The organism is Amycolatopsis jiangsuensis, assembly GCF_014204865.1.
GTDB classification, from domain to species: Bacteria; Actinomycetota; Actinomycetes; order Mycobacteriales; family Pseudonocardiaceae; genus Amycolatopsis; species Amycolatopsis jiangsuensis.
Map to the genome: position 1 here is coordinate 1,159,265 of NZ_JACHMG010000001.1, position 17,180 is coordinate 1,176,444.

Here is a 17,180-nt window from a genome sequence, read left to right on the forward strand (position 1 = left end):
CATTCCGGACAGGGCTGAGTCCGGGAACTGCGGTCCCGGACCGGCAGTTCCCGGACTCAGCCGGCGAGGACGGCGATGCCGTCGAGGATGCGGGCGAGGCCGAAGCGGAAGTGGTGCTCGGGATCGGTCGAGCCGCCGTAGGCCTGCCCGGCCGCGGTGCCGACCCGGCTGGCGCGCGGGAACCGGGCGGGGTCCGCAGCCGGGATCGTGGCGAGGACCGGCGCGCAGCGTTCCCACCACTGCAGGTCGGTCATCCCGCTGCGCCGGGCGGTGCGGGCGGCCTCCAGTGAACCGCGCGCGGCACCGGCGACCAGTCCGTTGACGAGGCTGACCACCGCGTCGAGCTGGACGTCGTCGAGCCGCAGTTCGTCGAGAGCGGCCAGCTCCCGTTCGTACTTGGCGAAACCGTGCGGGCCGAGCGTCGGCCGTCCGCCCGGGATCTCCAGCAGCCAGGGATGCCGGTGGTAGAGCCGCCACAGGTCTTCGGCGACCGCGGTGAGCCCGGTCCGCCAGCCCTCGGGCACTTCGGTGCCCAGTTCGCCGTGGGCCTGGTCGAGCATCAGCTCCACCAGTTCCTCGCGTCCGGGCACGTAAGTGTAGAGCGACATCGGCGCCACCCCGAGCGCGTCCGCCACGTGCCGCATGGTGACCGCGGCCAGTCCCTCCGCGTCGGCCAGCCGGATCCCGGCGGCGACCACCTCGGCGACCGTGAGCCGGGGCTTCGGTCCCCGTCGCGCCGGTCCGGGCACTCCCCACAGGAGTTCGACGGTGCGGCGCGGATCGCCGCTCGCGTGCTCGGTGCCCATCCGGCTCCTCGTACTGTGTACAGAATTTCAGGTAGACTAGCTCCCCGGGAGTCGCAAGGGGAGGGGTGCAGCGCTGAACGCAGTGATCGTGGAACCCGGTCAGGTCGTTTTCTGGAGGCCGGACGGAGGTGAACCCGGGCTGCCGGGCCGGTCCGGCACGGTGCGGGTCGCCCTGTCCGAAGGCGTGCGCACGGTGCCGGCCCGGCGGGTGCCGACCGGGGAAGCGGCGCAGCTTTTGCGAGAGGGCACCGGCCCGGCGGCGGAGTTCTGGGCGCTGGCCGCGGAGGCCGGTGCCCGGCTGGCCGAGGCGGGCTGGACCGGTCCGCTCGACCCGACCGAGGAGCAGTGGCTGCGCCGGCTCGCCGACGCGATGCCGCCGCACGCGCACGCCGCGCCGGTACCGGGCCGTCCGGACCTGCTGCCCGAACGCTATCCGCTGCTGTTGCGGTTCCTCGGCGACGTCGCCGGGCTCGAGCAGCGGGTGTCGCTGCGGATCGAGGCCGCCGATCCGCTCGAGGGCCGTTTCCGTGCCGTGGTGCAGGTGCACGGCGGGGCGGAGCCGCTGGTCGACGCCGAGCAGCTGTGGCGTTCGGACGACCAGGACACGCGGCACGAGGTCCTGCTGGCGCTGCGGCACGCAGCGGAGGTGTGGCCTCCTCTCGCCCCGCTGCTGTCGGCGGCCGTGCCATCGTCGATTCCGCTCGGGGACGACGAAGTGGCCGAGTTGCTGACCGGTGCGCTCGATCCCGCCGGGATGGCCGTGCACTGGCCGGCCGAGCTGACCGGGCTCACCGCGCGCGCCGTCGTCCGCCCTGGCGCCGAACCGGGCGACGTGCGGTCGTTCTTCGCCGGCGACCGAGTGTTGGAGTTCGACTGGCAGCTCGCGCTGGGCGAGACCGAACTCACCCGGGAGGAACTCGACGCGCTGGTCGAGGCACGGCGCCCGCTGGTCCGGCTGCGGGACCGGTGGGTGCTGCTCGATCGCACGACCGCGCTGCGCGCTCAGGCCCGCGTGCTCAAGCCGCTCACCGCGATCGAAGCGCTCGGCGCCGCGCTCACCGGACGCACCGAAGTCGACGGCGACGAGGTCGAAGTCCGCACCGACGGCTGGCTGGAAGACCTGCGTGTCCGCCTTTCGGCGGCTCCGGAACCGGTGCCGAACCCACCGGGCCTCGCCGCGCAGCTGCGGGACTACCAGCTGCGCGGACTGCAGTGGCTCGACACGGTCACCGCGACCGGTCTCGGCGGCTGCCTCGCCGACGACATGGGCCTCGGCAAGACCATCACGCTCATCGCACTGCACCTGCACCGCGGCACCGGGCCGACGCTGGTCGTGTGCCCGGCGTCGCTGCTGGGCACCTGGGAAAGCGAGATCCGCCGGTTCGCCCCCGGGGTGGCGGTCCGGCGGTTCCACGGCAGTTCCCGTTCGCTCGACCACCTCGACGGCGGTTTCGTGCTCACCACGTACGGCACGCTGCGCGCCGACCCCGGGCCCCTCGCCGCGACAGCCTGGGACCTGCTGGTCGCCGACGAGGCCCAGCACGTGAAGAACCACCGTTCGGAGACAGCCAAGGCGCTGCGCACGCTGCGTTCCGCGGCCCGGGTCGCGCTCACCGGGACCCCGGTGGAGAACACGCTCGCCGAACTGTGGGCGATCCTCGACTGGACCACGCCCGGATTGCTCGGTCCGCTCGCCGAGTTCCGCAGGCGCTGGGGAAGGCCGGTCGAATCCGGGGCCGATCCGGCGGTGGCCGAGCAACTGTCCCGGCTGCTGCGGCCGTTCCTGCTGCGCCGCCGCAAGTCCGATCCCGGCATCGCTCCGGAACTGCCGGCGAAGACCGAGACCGACCGGCCGGTCTCGCTGACCACCGAGCAGGCCGCGCTGTACGAAGCCACAGTGCGCGAGCTGATGGCGCAGGTCGCCGAAAGCGACGGCATGGCCCGCCGCGGCCGCGTCGTGAAACTGCTGACCGCACTCAAGCAGATTTGCAACCATCCGGCGCAGTACCTCGCCGAATCCGGGGAGAGCGCGCTGAGCGGACGCTCCGGAAAGCTCGAACTGCTCGACGAGCTGCTGGACACGATCCTCGCCGAGGACGGCGCGGTGCTGGTGTTCACGCAGTACGTGGTGATGGCCCGGCTCCTGCGCCGGCACCTCACGACCCGCGGCATCCGGTCGGAACTGCTGCACGGCGGGACTCCGGTGGCCCGGCGGGAGGAGCAGGTCCGCCGGTTCCAGAACGGCGACGTACCGGTGTTCCTGCTGTCGCTGAAAGCAGCCGGCACCGGGCTCACCCTGACCCGTGCCGACCACGTCGTGCACTACGACCGCTGGTGGAACCCGGCAGTGGAGGACCAGGCGACCGACCGGGCCCACCGGATCGGCCAGACGAAACCCGTCCAGGTCCACCGGCTCGTCGCCGAGGGCACCGTGGAGGACCGCATCGCCGTGATGCTACGGGACAAACGCGCGCTCGCGGATGCGGTGCTACACGCCGGGGACGCCGCGCTGACCGAACTCACCGACGCCGAACTGGCCGACCTCGTCACCCTGCGGAGGAACGGATGAACGACCGCGTCCGCGGATTTCCCGCGTTCCCCGCCCGCGGCGCGCGAGGCCCGTTCGCGCGCACCTGGTGGGGCCGCGCGTGGGTGCAGACCATGGAAGACACCGCACTCGACCTCCGGCAGCTGCGCAAAGGCCGGCAGTACGCCGGCGCCGGGCTCGTCGGCCCGATCACCGTCAGCCCCGGCCGGATCACCGCGACCACCGAGGACGCCGACGACGGCCCGTTCCACGCCGTACTGCACCTGGCCGAGCTGGCCACGGCGGACTGGGAGCTGCTGCTCGAACGGGCCGGCGACCACGCCGGGCACCTCGCCGCACTGCTCGACCGGCACCTGCCGCCGGAGCTGGCCGAGGTCGTACCGCTGCTGCCCGGCATCGGCGACCTCGACCCGGACTGCGACTGCCCCGGCTGGGAACTGCCCTGCCGGCACGCCGCGGCGCTGTCCTTCCAGGTGGCCTGGCTGCTGGACGCCGACCCGTTCCTGCTGCTGCTCGCCCGCGGCCGCACCGAGACCGAGGTCCTCGACGACCTCGGCCGGCGCACCGCGATCCGGGCCACCGCGGGGATCCCGGTCGCCGAGGCCTACGCCCGCGCGGTCCCTCCGCTGCCCGACCTCGCCGAGTTCACCCCGCGGCGACGGTGAGGCTCACGCGTGCGTGCCGCCGTCGATCCGGATCTCCGTGCCGGTGATGAACCGGCCGTCCTCGGACGCGAGCATCGCCACGACCCCGGCCACCGCCTCCGGCGGGCCGACCGGATTGCCGACCGGGGTGGTGGACTCGGTCGGCAGGATCGGCAGCAGCTTGCCGAACAACGCGAAATCCACGTTGCCGGGCATCCAGCTGCCCGCGTTGTCGGTGATCCCGCTCTTCACGCTGCCTGGCGCGACACTGACCACCCGCACCCCGCGTTTGCTGTACTCCAGGGCGAGCGAATGCGTCATCGCGTGGATACCGCCCTTGCTCGCCGCGTAGGCCGCCATGTACGGATGCGCGAACGACGCCGACGTGGAGCTGAAGTTCACCACGACGCTCCCCACTGACTCGCGCCCCGACTCGAGCAACGCCGGCAACGCTTCGCGGGTCACCAGGAAGGTGCCCGTCAGGTTCACTGCCAGCACGCGGTTCCACAACTCCAGCGACGTCTCCTGGGTGTGTGCCGCCTGCAGGATCCCGGCCGCGTTCACCAGCACGTCGAGGCCACCGAGGTGCTCGACCGCCGCGGCCACCCCGGCGACCACGGACGCCTCGTCGGCCACATCCAGCACCGCGGTCCTCAGCGCGGGATCGGCGAGATCGATCGGCGCGACATCGGTCGCGACCACCCGCGCCCCCTCCGCAAGCAACCGCTGCACCGTGGCCCGGCCGATCCCGGAAGCCGCACCGGTGACCAGGATCCGGCGATCGTCCAGACGCGTCATGGCTCTCCTTCACAAAGGTGGGTTCACCGTAGGAGAGGCCACTGCGGTCTGTCACCTGCCGGCCCCGGCCCCTCACGAACCGCCGGGCTTGCGCGCGGTGAGGTACGCCTGCGGCGTCGTCTCGTAGTCCTTCTCCGGCTCCCGAACCACCCGCGCGTGCACCACCAACCCCGCGTCCGACAGGACTTCGCTCACGAACTCCACCGGCAACCGGTGCGCATCCGCGGAAACCGCGTGGCCATAAGCGTTCTCCACCCGCCGCACCTCGTCCCCGACTTGGAACGCGGTCACCAGCCAGCCACCGGGCGCCAGCACCCGCGCCAGTTCCGCCGCCAGCACCGGAAGGTCCGCACGCGGCGTGTGGATGAGGGAGTACCACGCGAGCGCACCCGCCAGCGCACCGTCGGCCAGCTCCAGCGCGGCCATCGAACCCACCTCGAACCGCAGCCGCGGATGCGTCCGCCGGGCCACCTCGATCATGCCGGGGGACAGGTCCACCCCGAACACATCCAGCCCGAGCGACGCCAGGTACCCGGTCAACCTCCCGGGCCCGCAGCCCAGATCACCCACCCGCCCCGGACCGACCAGCTCGGCGAACGCGCCCAGCACCGCCCGGTCCCAGACGTCCTCCGCCAGCGCGTCCCGCAGCAACTCGGCATAGGACTCGGCGACGGTGTCGTAAGCAGTCCGCGTCTCGGACACGTAGGCAGGTTCGGTCATGAGCCGCGACAGTAGCCCAGCCACCCACGACACGCCCGCAGCAACACCCGCTACCCGCGGGCGCGCGCGATGATCGCCGAGGTGTCCGTGCCGGGCGGCAAAGTACCGAAGGCAATGCCCCAGTCACCGCCGAACCTGCTGGCACAGAAGGCATCCGACACCGCAGGCGCACCGTGACGCACCAGCAGCGACCCCTGCAGCACCAACGCCATCGACTCGACCACCCGGCGGGCCCTGAACTCGATATCGTCCACATCGGACAGTTCCTTCTTCACCCTCGCCACCGCGTCGTCCAGCCGCGAATCCGCACCGCCGGCCCGCTCGACCTCGGCGAAGAACGCCGCCACCGACTCCGGCTGCCGGGCCATCGCCCGCAACGCGTCCAGCGCCGCGACATTGCCCGAGCCCTCCCAGATCGACATCAACGGCGCCTCCCGGTACAGCCGCGGCATCCCGGACTCCTCGACGTACCCGTTCCCGCCGAAGCACTCCAGGGCCTCCGCGGCGTGCATCGGCGCCCGCTTGCACACCCAGTACTTCGTCACCGCCAACCCCAGCCGGCGGAACGCCTGCTCCCGCTCGTCGCCGGGCCGATCCCCGGCCGCGGCCAGCCGCATCGACACCGTGGTCGCGGCCTCCGCCTCGAGCACCAGATCCGCCAGCACGTTCGCCATCAACGGCTGGTCCGCCAGCGCCTTCCCGAACGCGTGCCGGTACGTCGCGTGATGCACCGCCCGCACCGCGCCCAGCCGCATCCCCGACGCACTCCCGAGCGCGCAGTCCAGCCGCGTGTTGTTGACCATCTCGATGATCGTGCGGACCCCACGGCCCTCCTCGCCGACCAGCCAGCCCACCGCCTCGTCGTACTCGATCTCCGACGACGCGTTCGACCGGTTGCCCAGCTTGTCCTTCAACCGCTGCAACCGGATCCCGTTGCGGCTGCCGTCCGGCAGCACCCGGGGGAGCAGGAAACAGGACAGCCCACCCGGCGCCTGCGCCAGCGTCAGGAACACATCCGACATCGGCGCACTGGTGAACCACTTGTGCCCGACCAGCCGGTAGCTCCCGTCACCCACCGGACGCGCCGCGGTGGTGTTCGCCCGGACGTCGGAACCACCCTGCTTCTCGGTCATCGACATGCCCGCGATCAGCCCGCGCTTCGCACTCGGCTCCCGCAGCCCGAAGTCGTACTCGGTGGACGCGAGCAACGGCTCGTACCGCGCGGCCAGCTCCGGATTCGCCCGCAGCGCAGGCACCGCCGCGTAAGTCATCGAAATCGGGCACGTGTGCCCGGCCTCGACCTGGCTCCACACGTACATCTTCGCCGCCCGCGCGGCATGCGCACCCGGCCGCTCGTCCCGCCACGGCGCCGCCTGCAACCCGTGCGACACCGCGACGCGCATCAGATCGTGCCAGTGCGGATGGAACTCGACCTCGTCGATCCGGTTCCCGTACCGGTCGTGCGTCCGCAGCACCGGCTCGTTCTCGTTGACCAGCCGCCCCCACTCCTGCGCCTGCTCACTCCCGGCCAGCCGGCCCAGCTCGTGCAGCTCGCCGGCCACCCACGACGCGTCCGCACGGTCCACCGCACTCAGCAGCGCCGGATCGTCGGCGACGTCACCGACCAGCGGCGGAACCTGATTGGTGACCTCATGCGTGGCGGACATCCGCACCTCCCAGCGAGCGCACGACGAACGTGCGCAGTTCGACGACATCAGCGGACCCGCCACTGGTCAGCGGGCCGATCAGCACCTCGGCCGCCGCCCCGACGAGAGCCGCGGCGGTCACCGCGGCGTCCTGCGCGGGCAGCAGCCCGGCCCGTACCCCGGCGGCCACGTGCCCGGCCACCACGTCCCGGAAGACCCGGCGGAACTCCAGCCGTTCCGCATCGATCGCGGCATCGACGGGCTCGGCCAGCAGCGCGTAGGCCAGCCGCGGCGACTTCAACGCCCGCTCGGCGAACGTCTCGAAGACCGCCACCACCCGCTCCGCCGGATGCTCGACTCCGGACGAAGCTTCCCGCACCGCCTCCACCTCGCGCGAGACGACCTGGCGGAATACCCGCACGACCAGCTCGGCCTTGGTGGGGAAGTGGCGATACACCGTGCCCACCGCGACACCGGCCCGCTCGGCGACCGCGGCCACCGAGCATCCGCTGTAACCGCGTTCGGCGAGCTGCGCCACCGCGGCGGCGAGGATCGACTCTCGCGACGTGTCCAGGCGCTGCTGCACCCGCGGGGTCCGGCGATAGGGCATACGAAGAAGTGAAGCATTGATTCACAGCTTCAGTCAACCGTGCTCGCGTCGGCTCGAGGCCAGGGGAGCGCTGCCTCCGGCCTCAAGAGCTCGGCCCTATGAACTCGGACGGGCGTTGAGCCGGGCGGCCTGCCGCAGCAGGTGCTCCCGCTCGGCAAGATCCGACGCGTGGACCGCCGCGTCGGCGTACAGGCGCGCGGCCGCCGCCAGGTCACCATCACGTTCATGCAAGTAAGCCGCGACCGCGGCGTACCGGGGCAGAGAATCCTCCAGCTCCGCGAGCGCAGCCAGCCCCGCACGTGCACCGTCGGCCTCACCGACTGCCACCGCACGGTTCAGCCGGACGACCGGACTCCCGGTCAGCCGCACCAGCTCGTCGTACCACTCGAGGATCTGCACCCAGTCCGTCTCCTCGGCCACGAGCGCGTCGGCGTGCAGCGCGGCGATGGCCGCCTGCGCCTGGAACTCACCCAGCCGGTCACGCGCGAGCGCTGCCTGCAAAATCTCCACACCCTCGGCGATCAGCCGCGTGTCCCACCGGCCGCGGTCCTGTTCGGCAAGTGGCACCAGCCGGCCCTCGGACGTCTTCCGCGCCGCCCGCCGCGCGTGATGGAGCAGCATCAGCGCGAGCAGCCCGGAGACTTCCGGATGGTCCATCACGGCCGCCAGCTGCCGCGTGAGCCGGATCGCCTCCGCGGCGAGGTCCACGTCCCCGGAGTAGCCCTCGTTGAACACCAGGTACAGCACCCGCACGACGGTCGCGACCTCACCGGGCTGATCGAACCGCACGTCGGAAACGGTCCGCTTGGCCCGGCTGATCCGTTGCGCCATGGTCGATTCCGGCACCAGATACGCCTGCGCGATCTGCCGCGTGGTCAGCCCGCCGACCGCACGCAACGTCAGCGCCACCGCCGACGAAGCCGTCAACGACGGATGCGCGCACAGAAAATACAGCTGCAGCGTGTCGTCCACCGCCGGCGCAGGCTCCGGCGCCACGTCCGGCGCTTCCTCACGACGACGACGCGCAGCGTCCGCACGGGTCGCATCGAGGAACTTGCGCCAGGCGACCGTGACCAGCCAGCCCTTCGGATCGCGTGGCGCACCGTCGGGCCAGGCCCGCCACGCTTCGACCAGCGCCTCCTGCACGGCGTCCTCGGCCGCCGCGAAATCCGCTCCGCGGCGGACGAGGACACCGAGCACCTGTGGCGTGAGACTCCGGAGCAAAGCCTCGTCCAGCCCAGCGGTCATTCCGTCACGGTGGGCGCCTCGGACATGAACGGGCGCAGCTCCAGCCACTCGTGAATCGGCTCGCCACCCTTGCCCGGCGCGGCCGACAGCTCACCGGCCAGCTCCAGGGCGCGGTCGTAACCGTCCACATCGATCACCATCCACCCGGCGATCACGTCCTTCGTCTCGGCGAACGGCCCGTCGGTCACCGGCGGCCGTCCGGCACCGTCGTACCGGACGAACGTCCCCTCAGGGGAGAGTGCCTGGGCGTCCACGAACTCGCCGCTCTCCTTCAGCCGGTCCGCGAAGTCACGCATGTACTGCATGTGCGCCGAGACCTCGTCCGGCGTCCACTGGTCCATCGGCACGAAGCCCGCCGGAACCGGCGCGCCACGGTAGTGCTTGAGAAGCAGGTACTTCGCCATGATGGTGGTTCTCCTCGCTGCGGTGCGGCCCGGGTCGGCCGCGGTTCACGACAGGGACGGAGCCGTTCCCGCGTTCTCGACATCCTCGCCGAGAATTGTGCAGGAACTTTCTCGCCGGGCCGGAATCGCCTGAGTTCGGGCAGGGTGGCGAGCAGGCGGGGGAACCGCTGCTCGAACTCGGGGCGGAGCGAGTGCCAGCACCGGGTGCCCTCCGGCCGGATGAACACCACGCCGGCGTTGCGGAGCGTGCTGAAGTGATGGCTCAACGTCGACTGGGAGACCCGCACATCGAACTTCGAACCCTGGTGCTCCTGACCGTCGCTGAGTATGCCCACGATCGCGAGCCGGACCGGGTCACCCAGCGCGGACAGGGCTTTGGCCAGCGGGACTCCATCAAGGATCACCGGACCGCAGTCGTTGACCGCGGGGGAGATGGCGGCAGCTCTGTCGGGCGCCCTGGGCCGCACAGTCGGGCTGGTGCAGCCTGATCTCGACGAGCTCGAGCCAGTCATGATCGAGCGGGGGATGTCGGAGTCGTACGTGAAGGACTTCGTGCGACTCACGCGGCTCGTCAACGCCGGCGCGCTCGCCGAGGTGACGACAGCCGTCGCCGACCTCACCGGAAACCCGCCACGCTCACTCGACGCGTTCCTCGCCGAACATCGCGACCAGCTACGTGAGGGCGTCGACGCGTCGTTCTACGCCCAGACGGAGTGACGCCCTCACGGGGAGCCGCTTACTTGACATAATGTACATTATCGGCGTTCGCGGGAGTCGCTGATCAGGATGCTGAGAGAGGCTTCGGACAGGCCTGGAACATCGGCGGACTGCGCAGCAGTCTTGCTCGGCCGCATGTTGGCCATGCGAGCGCACGCCGTGCGAGAGGTCATGTGAGCGCGACTCATGCGGAGTCCCGAGTCAGAGCTGGCTGTTCGGCTCGCGAGGATCGTCGCGAGCTACTTCCGGAAGGAACCGAGCCCGTCGTGGGTCCACCCGGCACTCGAAACCTTCAGGCAACCGGCCCCGGGCTCCTCAGTTAAGACGCCCGACAGTCCTCACTATTTCGTCACCGTGACGTATTTACCCGGACTGGCCGGACGACAGAACGAAGTCAGGACAAAGGTTTGCCGGGCGCGCGCCCGGGCCATCTCAGGTCCCATGTCAGCCCTGACACGGCCCGGAACCACTCGAACAGATGAACGGTGGGCTGCACAACCCGTGCTCGGACGTCACGCAGGTGGATCAAGGCCGGTCGACCCGAGAGTGCCTGCGATCGCAAGACGATCGGAAGGGGTCGTCGAAACCGTTGTCCCCCAAGCGGTTCCGCCCCCCTCGGCTCGCCTTTTCATGCATAATTGCCATTATGCATGAGTAACGCCAGAGATCCGCCAGGCACGGGAACTGACGGAAACTGTCGGTGCCGTGCGGTACAAGATTCCCATGCTGGTTTCCGAAGCGCAGCAAGCGTTCTTCGCGGCACGGCGGCCGCGTAAGGACTCGCCGCACACCTCTGCCGCCTATCGGCGCGATCTCGCCGGGATCACCGCTCTCCTGGTGGCCGAGCTGGCGCGTACCGAGATCACCGTCGAAGAACTCACGGCGCCGGTGCTGCGTGCGGCGTTCGGCGCATTCGCGGACACGCACGCCAAGAGTTCGGTGTTGCGAGCCTGGTCGACGTGGAACCAGTTCCTCACCTTCTGCGTGTCGGACGGGTTGCTGGCGGGCAACCCGATGGGGGCCGTCGCCCGGCCCCGTACTCCCCCGCTCACGCCGAAGCCGTTGCGCGGTGAGGAAACTCCGGAGCGGTTGCTCGCCGCGGCCGCGGACGGTGCCCGGCGGGCGCGGGATCCGTGGCCGGAGCGGGACGTGCTCGTCCTCGCGCTCGGACTCGTCGCCGGGTTGCGGGCGGCGGAGATGCGGGCGCTGACCCGGCGGTCGGTGGCCGGCCGTACCGGCGAGCTGCGGCTGCACGTCCACGGCAAGGGCAGCCGGGACCGTTCGATCCCGGTGCAGCCCGCGCTGGAACGCCTCATCGAGGACTACCTCGCGTCGTGCCGGCGTCGGTTCGCCGGGCAGCGTTTTCCGGCGGGTGAACCGTTGTTGCGGGATCGCGGTGGCCGGCCGATCGGGCGAGGCGCGCTCGAGTACCTGGTGAAATCCTGTTACCGCTGGGCGGGGCTGCACGACCGGGTGCCGTCCGGGGCGAACCTGCACGCGTTGCGGCACACCTTCGCCACCCGGCTGGCCGAGGACGGCGCCAGCGCCTCGGAGATCATGGCGCTGCTCGGCCACGCCAGCCTCTCCACGAGCCAGAACTACATCGAGGCCACCGGCCGGGAACAACGAGCCGCGGTGGCGAGCAACCGCACGTACCGAGCACTCGACGGCCTGGCGCGAGAGGCATGAGGACGGTGCTCGCCCTGACCGGTGCCCGGTGGCCGCGAGTCGAGGTGAGGCGAGGTGAGCGCAATGGCCGACGACGGCGACCCGATCCGAGCACCCTGGCCGGCCAGCACGAGGCGATTCGAGCGCGCCGGCCGACTGCGACCCGAACGGCGAGGCGAGGCGAGGGTCCTGACTGGCCAGGACGGGGCAGTCCGAGCGCAATGGCCGACTAGGACGGGGCAGTCCGAGCGCAATGGCCGACTAGAACGGGGCGGTCCGAACGCCATTGCCGACGACGACCGAGCGTCCTGGCCGGCCAGGACGAGGCGACTCGAACGCCCCGCCGACGACGGGTGCCCGATCGGCACCGACGACCCCGCCACCCTCTCCCCCGTACAGCACACCCACCATCCGCCGGTTCGGGGGCTGGGTGTCGGACCGCTCCGGCCATGGGCGGGCGTCACCGCGAAAGGACGGCTCCTGCTGACCACCGTCCGCCGGGTCCTGCCCGGTCAGGGTCGAGAGCGACGACGCTGTCCGGGGCGTCGAGGTGCCGGGCCGTCCGGACGGTCCGGACGGACGAGCTGGCCAGGCACGTCCTCCGGGAAGTCCTCGGCGGTCCGGACCTCGGCAGGGCCTTCGGCACCATCGGCCCGGTGATGGGCCTGGCCGCCGTCCGCGGACCGGTCCTCGGCGGTCAGGCGCGGGCGGGTTCGGTGGTACGCAGCCAGCGCCCCAGTGCGGTGCGGAGTGCCTGTCGGTCCACGGCGTCCGGGTGGGGCTGTGCGGTTGCCCAGGCGACGTAGCAGTCCGGGCGCAGGAGCAGGGCGGCGGGCGATCCCGGCTGGGGGCGGGCGGTGACGACATCGACTTGGTCGTGCCACTCGGACAGCGTGTCCGCCAGTGCGGCGTCCTCGGTCAGGTCCAGCAGCAGGGGGCGCGCCGTCGTGGTCAGCTCCGCCAGCCGGACGGTCCCGTTCGAGGTGTGCAGGTCCATCTCCGGTGCGAACCGGCCGACCAGTGGGTGCGGGTCGGGTTCGCCCATGTCGTAGCGGACGTCCGCGCCTGCGGTCAGCTCGGCGAGGCGCTGCACGGTGTGCTGGTCGCGGAGCAGTTCGGTGAACACTTCGCGCAGCCCGGTGACGTCGCTGCCGGGTGCGATCAGGGCCGACTGTGCTTGCGCGTTCAGCACCATGCGGCGGGCAGCGGCCCGGCGCTCGGTCTCGTAGCTGTCCAGCAGGCCGGGTGCGGCGGTGCCGCGGATCTCGGCGGCGAGTTTCCAGGCGAGGTTGATCGCGTCCTGGAGGCCGAGGTTGAGCCCGGGTCCGCCCCCGGTGGCGGAGTACACGTGGGCGGCGTCGCCGATCAGGAACACGCGGCCGTCGGAGAATCGTTCGGCCAGCCGGGTGTTGCCGCCGGTCAGCCGGCGCAGTGCGTGTGGTCCTGCGCCGTCGGGCGGGTCGAGGGGCACGTCGACGCCGAGTACGCGGCGGATGCTCTCCCGCAACTCGTCGAGGCTCATCGGAGCGTCGGTCTCGGGCTGGTCCCACTCTGTGGTGCTGATCAGCGGAGGGTGTCCGGGCAGCGGAGCGTAGGAGAATCCTCCGTGCTCGGTGCGGTGGGGCAGGAACGGCAGGATGGCGCCGAAGCCGGGCACGTTCAGTGCGCCGGTCGCAGGATCAACGTACTCGGCCGGCACGGTGGCGTGTGCTGAGCGGAGTGTCATCCGGTCGTAGGTGACGCCGGGAAAGTCGATGCCCGACAGTTTGCGTGTGAGGCTGTGTGCCCCGTCCGCGCCGACGACGTAGCGGGCCCGCAACCGGTAGGCGCCGTCCGGACCTGCGACGTCGACAGTGACCGCGTCCTCGTCCTGCGATATGCCGACGACCTCGTGCCCGCGCCGGATCTCCACCTCCAGCTCGAGGGCGCGCTCTTCCATGACCTGCTCGATGCGGCGTTGCGGCACCGGGAGGGCATAGACGGGGCTGTTCTCCAGCAGGCTGAGGTCCAGGCCCAGTGCGCCGAACATGAAGTACGCGGAGTTCGGCTGCGGTGGCTCCGCGCTGCCGCTGAGCCGTTCGTGCAGTCCCCGGCGGTCGACCATTGTGACGACCTGGCCGAGCAGCCCGTTCGCTTTCGGCTCCTCGCTCGGTTCCGGCAGGCGTTCCAGCACGATCGGCCGGATCCCGGCCAGGCTCAGCTCACTGGCCAGCATCAGCCCGTTCGGGCCGCCGCCGACGATGACGACATCACTGATCACCGGATTTGTCCTTCGCTTCGGGGGTGAGGTCCTCAGACTAGACGATAACTTTGCGTGCACGCAAATTTGCGTCCGCGCAAATACAGCACGCGAAGGGCTGAGTTGGGGTAACTGCGCAGTGCAGTTACCCCAACTCCAGTCGAGGTGCTCTGGCCAGGCAGGTCGCGGTGACAGCTACCGGATGCCGGGTGCACCGGACGCCGGGGATGCGGCGGTGGTCAGCTCGCAGCCTGGACGGGAGGGATCCCACTGTGAGCCCGCGGTCAGGCAGGCGGTGATCCGGTAGACCTGCTGGCCGTAGCTGCGGCCTTTCACCGCGGTCACGGCTCCGTTCTGATCCACCTCGCACGGGTTGTTGCCAGTGCACTGTTCGCCGTCGCGGTTATGGGTGTTGTTGATGCCCATGACCGTGGTGCCGTCGGCGGCCAGCAGCGCCGCGCCGGAGTAGCCGGCTCGGCTGACGCAGGTGTCGCTCGGGGCGTAGCGCACCGCATCGTCTTGCTGGTAGCCGTCTTCCCGCAGGTGTGGCACCACGGCCTCCACCACGCAGTGCGGGCGGCTGCTCACGTAGGCCATGGAGAGCTGATCGCCGGCGCGCATCGGGGTCTCGGACAGCCGGAAGACCTTCGCACCCTCGTCGGCCAGCTGGGCGTAGGTCTTGTCCAGCCGGTAGAGCGCGATGTCGGTGCCGGTCATCGTCGCGTACACCAGCCTGGTCGCTTGGGCGGTGGCGAGGGGGTAGCCGGCGGGGTCGTTGATGGTGACCGGGTCCTGCAGGTCGGCGGGCTGGTCCTGCACCGCCGTTCCCGGCTCCGGCCGCCCGCTCGGCACGCAGTGGCCGTTGGTGAGCGCGAGCGCCGGGTCTTGCGGGCGCGCAGTCCTGGTGCGGACCACCGATCCTTGGCAGTCGCCCACCTTGGCTGTGCCCTCGACGTTCGGGATGGGGTCGAACGGGGGGACGTCGGTTCCGGTCACGATGCCGGTGATCCAGTCGGCGTTCTCGGCGGCATCGGTGTACATGTCGGGGAAGTCGGCGCCCCGGATGCCGGGGCCGATCACGGTTCCGGCCAGTGTCCATTCGCCGTCCACCCGGACGAGGGCGGGTCCCCCGGAGTCGGTGGTCCCCGGTCCGACGGCGGGCTCGGCGCTGCCCAGGCACAGGGGCAGCGTGGCCCCGTGGTCGTCCCAGCACTGCTCCAGCGGCACGATCCGGGTGTCGGCCTCGTGCAGCCGGCGGGGAAAGCACTGGGCGTCGTCGAAATCGCCGCATCCGGCCGAAGCCGCGCCCCAGCCGAGGATGCGGACCGGCGTACCGGGGGCGGGCGTGGCAGGGGCGAGCCGCACGGGCTGCGCGCGCACCGCGTCGCGCAGGTGGAGTACGGCGATGTCCTCGCCGGGAGGGTCGTAGGTGTTGTGACGCCGGTAGAACGCGTCGACGTCGGTGACTTCGCCACCGCTGGTCGTGTCCAGCGATCCGACGCGGACCTTCCAGTCACGGGGCACGCCGGCGGTCGCGCCGGTCGGGGTGTTGGCGCAGTGGCCCGCGGTCACCGCCCACTGCGGTGCGATGAGCACTGCTCCGCACCGGTGTCCGTCCGGGCGAGGAGAGTCGTACTGAAGCGAGACCATGAACGAGTACGGCTGGGCGGATTCGGTTCCGCCGACGATGGCCGACGCGGGGACCGCGGCCGTCATCGTCGTCAGCAGAGCGAGCCCGGCCGGCAGCGCGAGAGATCGGAAACGGAAGTGCATACGGACAACCGTGACCGGTGTTTGTCCGCGTGAGGCCATCGCGAGGTGACAGTTCTGTGCTGTCGGCGGGTGAGCAGCACGCGGGGCGGGTCAGCGCAGCTGTTCGAGGTCCTTCGCCGCGTGGGCGATTTCTTCGGCGAGGCGGCGGAGTTCCGTGGTGTCGGCGCCGTCGTGGGTGGCGGTGACGATGTCTTCGGCGGCGCAGCGCAGCTGGAAGAGCCGGTCCTGCAGCGCCGCGATCTCGGTGTCGGACAGGACGACCGCGTCCTCCGGGAGTCCGCTGCGTTGCAGGGCTGTCCGGCGTTCGTAGGCGCGCTGGCGGCAGGACTGGCCGCAGTAGCGGCGCCGGCGGCCGACGGTACCGGCTTCGGGCAGGCGGCGGCCGCACCAGCCGCAGTGTTTCGGAGCGTTGCTGCGGCGCGGCACGACTCGTTCGTCACCGGTCAGCGGGGTTTCGGCCAGTTCCCTCACCCGCGGGACTCTATCCGTCCACCGCGTCAACACGCCGGGGCCATGCCGGAGGGGCAGACTGGTACTCATGCGTCCACCGTTTCCGTATCTGGCCGACCCGCTCCCCCGTGCGTTCGCCCACCGCGGGTGGCATCTGGGCGAGCTGGAGGGGATGGAGAACTCGCTGCCGGCGTTCCGCCAGGCGGTCGCCGAGGGATACCGCTACGTGGAGACGGACGTGCACGCGACCTCGGACGGTGTGGTGGTCGTGCATCACGACGACACCCTCGACCGCACCACCGACGGTGGCGGGTCGATCGCGGCGCAGACCTGGGAGCAGATCAAGCACGCGAAGATCGGGGGCCGCGCCGTGGTGTCGCGGCTGGAGGACGTGCTCGAGGAGCTGCCGGAGGCGTTCTTCAACATCGATGTGAAGGCTGATCAGGCCGCGGCGCCGTTCGTCCGGGTGCTGGAGCGGACCGGGGCGTTCGACCGGGTGGCCGCGGCGTCGTTCTCCGACGGGCGGCTCGCGCGGTTGCGCCGGATGGCCGGTCCGCGGCTGCTCACGGCGATGGGCCCGCGTTCGGCTCTGCTGTTGTGGGTCAACGGCTGGGTGCCGTTGCTGCCGGTGAGCCGCTTGGCGAGCGGGTGGCTGGCACAGGTACCGGTGCGGCAGGGGCCGTTGACGGTGGTGGACCGGGCGTTCGTGAAGTCCGCGGTGCGGCGCGGGTTCGAGGTGCACACGTGGACGATCGACGAGCCCGACCAGATGCGGGAGCTGCTGGACCTCGGAGTGCACGGCATCGTCACCGACCGGCCGGATCTGCTGCGCGAGGTGTTGCGGGAGCGGGGCACCTGGCCCGACGGTGGCTGACGGCCGTTCCGGGCACCGCCGCGGGGTCACCGCGG

The 17,180-nt window shown here is 71.1% G+C and carries 15 protein-coding genes and 1 pseudogene; 5 read left to right on the plus strand and 11 right to left on the minus strand.

Features of this window, described 5'->3' with window-relative positions; translation table 11 throughout:
• Positions 1–56: 56 nt before the first annotated feature.
• Positions 57–806 (minus strand): TetR/AcrR family transcriptional regulator, encoded by a 750-nt coding sequence (locus BJY18_RS05120; RefSeq protein ID WP_184778109.1) that lies wholly within the window; start codon positions 804–806, stop codon positions 57–59.
• Between the two features lie 85 nt (positions 807–891).
• Between BJY18_RS05120 and BJY18_RS05125 the strand changes: the two genes are divergently transcribed.
• Positions 892–3,375: a DEAD/DEAH box helicase gene (locus BJY18_RS05125; RefSeq protein WP_184784434.1), complete on the plus strand. Its 2,484-nt coding sequence runs from the start codon at positions 892–894 to the stop codon at positions 3,373–3,375.
• Positions 3,372–4,019, plus strand: a complete 648-nt coding sequence (locus BJY18_RS05130; RefSeq protein ID WP_184778112.1) for an SWIM zinc finger family protein — start codon at positions 3,372–3,374, stop codon at positions 4,017–4,019. Before BJY18_RS05125 ends, BJY18_RS05130 begins: the two co-directional genes overlap by 4 nt.
• Positions 4,020–4,022: 3 nt before the next feature.
• On the opposite strand, the gene BJY18_RS05135 is transcribed toward BJY18_RS05130, so the two are convergent.
• From BJY18_RS05135 to BJY18_RS36660, 7 genes and pseudogenes are all read right to left on the minus strand, one after another.
• A complete protein-coding gene (locus tag BJY18_RS05135) occupies positions 4,023–4,796 on the minus strand; it encodes an SDR family NAD(P)-dependent oxidoreductase (protein WP_184778114.1) in 774 nt (257 codons plus the stop codon).
• A gap of 72 nt (positions 4,797–4,868) precedes the next feature.
• Positions 4,869–5,516: a class I SAM-dependent DNA methyltransferase gene (locus tag BJY18_RS05140; RefSeq protein ID WP_184778116.1), complete on the minus strand. Its 648-nt coding sequence runs from the start codon at positions 5,514–5,516 to the stop codon at positions 4,869–4,871.
• A gap of 50 nt (positions 5,517–5,566) precedes the next feature.
• Positions 5,567–7,183 (minus strand): acyl-CoA dehydrogenase family protein, encoded by a 1,617-nt coding sequence (locus BJY18_RS05145; RefSeq protein WP_184778118.1) that lies wholly within the window; start codon positions 7,181–7,183, stop codon positions 5,567–5,569.
• Positions 7,167–7,772, minus strand: coding sequence for a TetR/AcrR family transcriptional regulator (locus tag BJY18_RS05150; RefSeq protein WP_184778120.1), 606 nt, complete (start codon positions 7,770–7,772; stop codon positions 7,167–7,169). The genes BJY18_RS05145 and BJY18_RS05150 overlap by 17 nt, the downstream gene beginning before the upstream one ends.
• Positions 7,773–7,868: 96 nt before the next feature.
• On the minus strand, positions 7,869–9,020 hold the full coding sequence (locus BJY18_RS05155) for an RNA polymerase sigma factor (RefSeq protein ID WP_184778122.1): 1,152 nt from the start codon (positions 9,018–9,020) through the stop codon (positions 7,869–7,871).
• Positions 9,017–9,424: a YciI family protein gene (locus BJY18_RS05160; protein WP_184778124.1), complete on the minus strand. Its 408-nt coding sequence runs from the start codon at positions 9,422–9,424 to the stop codon at positions 9,017–9,019. Before BJY18_RS05160 ends, BJY18_RS05155 begins: the two co-directional genes overlap by 4 nt.
• 236 nt (positions 9,425–9,660) lie before the next feature.
• Positions 9,661–9,936 (minus strand): annotated as a pseudogene (locus tag BJY18_RS36660) (ArsR/SmtB family transcription factor); the annotation flags it as partial.
• Between BJY18_RS36660 and BJY18_RS05170 the strand changes: the two are divergent.
• Positions 9,902–10,141 (plus strand): hypothetical protein, encoded by a 240-nt coding sequence (locus BJY18_RS05170; protein WP_184785067.1) that lies wholly within the window; start codon positions 9,902–9,904, stop codon positions 10,139–10,141. The pseudogene BJY18_RS36660 and the gene BJY18_RS05170 overlap by 35 nt on opposite strands.
• Before the next feature lie 705 nt (positions 10,142–10,846).
• Entirely contained in the window at positions 10,847–11,830 is a 984-nt protein-coding gene (locus BJY18_RS05175) for a tyrosine-type recombinase/integrase (protein WP_184778127.1), read from the plus strand.
• 676 nt (positions 11,831–12,506) lie between these two features.
• Here the strand turns inward: BJY18_RS05175 and BJY18_RS05180 are convergent.
• The 3 genes from BJY18_RS05180 to BJY18_RS05190 form a co-directional block, all read right to left on the minus strand.
• The gene (locus BJY18_RS05180; protein WP_184778129.1) at positions 12,507–14,069 is read right to left on the minus strand and encodes an FAD-dependent monooxygenase; all 1,563 of its coding nucleotides are present in this window, start codon (positions 14,067–14,069) and stop codon (positions 12,507–12,509) included.
• A 174-nt stretch (positions 14,070–14,243) separates the two neighbouring features.
• Entirely contained in the window at positions 14,244–15,821 is a 1,578-nt protein-coding gene (locus BJY18_RS05185; protein ID WP_184778130.1) for a S1 family peptidase, read from the minus strand.
• Between the two features lie 90 nt (positions 15,822–15,911).
• Complete coding sequence (locus tag BJY18_RS05190; protein WP_184778132.1) at positions 15,912–16,292, minus strand: hypothetical protein; 381 nt, start codon at positions 16,290–16,292, stop codon at positions 15,912–15,914.
• Between the two features lie 67 nt (positions 16,293–16,359).
• On the opposite strand from BJY18_RS05190, the gene BJY18_RS05195 reads away from it, so the two are divergent.
• Complete coding sequence (locus tag BJY18_RS05195) at positions 16,360–17,145, plus strand: glycerophosphodiester phosphodiesterase family protein (protein WP_184778134.1); 786 nt, start codon at positions 16,360–16,362, stop codon at positions 17,143–17,145.
• Positions 17,146–17,180: the final 35 nt, after the last annotated feature.

Excerpts from the sequence above, each read along its gene's own strand:
- BJY18_RS05120 (WP_184778109.1), bottom strand. The coding sequence starts at position 806 with ATGGGCACCGAGCACGCGAGCGGCGATCCGCGCCGCACCGTCGAACTC.
- BJY18_RS05130 (WP_184778112.1), top strand. The coding sequence starts at position 3,372 with ATGAACGACCGCGTCCGCGGATTTCCCGCGTTCCCCGCCCGCGGCGCG.
- BJY18_RS05135 (WP_184778114.1), bottom strand. The coding sequence starts at position 4,796 with ATGACGCGTCTGGACGATCGCCGGATCCTGGTCACCGGTGCGGCTTCC.
- BJY18_RS05140 (WP_184778116.1), bottom strand. The coding sequence starts at position 5,516 with ATGACCGAACCTGCCTACGTGTCCGAGACGCGGACTGCTTACGACACC.
- BJY18_RS05145 (WP_184778118.1), bottom strand. The coding sequence starts at position 7,183 with ATGTCCGCCACGCATGAGGTCACCAATCAGGTTCCGCCGCTGGTCGGT.
- BJY18_RS05150 (WP_184778120.1), bottom strand. The coding sequence starts at position 7,772 with ATGCCCTATCGCCGGACCCCGCGGGTGCAGCAGCGCCTGGACACGTCG.
- BJY18_RS05155 (WP_184778122.1), bottom strand. The coding sequence starts at position 9,020 with ATGACCGCTGGGCTGGACGAGGCTTTGCTCCGGAGTCTCACGCCACAG.
- BJY18_RS05160 (WP_184778124.1), bottom strand. The coding sequence starts at position 9,424 with ATGGCGAAGTACCTGCTTCTCAAGCACTACCGTGGCGCGCCGGTTCCG.
- BJY18_RS05185 (WP_184778130.1), bottom strand. The coding sequence starts at position 15,821 with ATGCACTTCCGTTTCCGATCTCTCGCGCTGCCGGCCGGGCTCGCTCTG.
- BJY18_RS05195 (WP_184778134.1), top strand. The coding sequence starts at position 16,360 with ATGCGTCCACCGTTTCCGTATCTGGCCGACCCGCTCCCCCGTGCGTTC.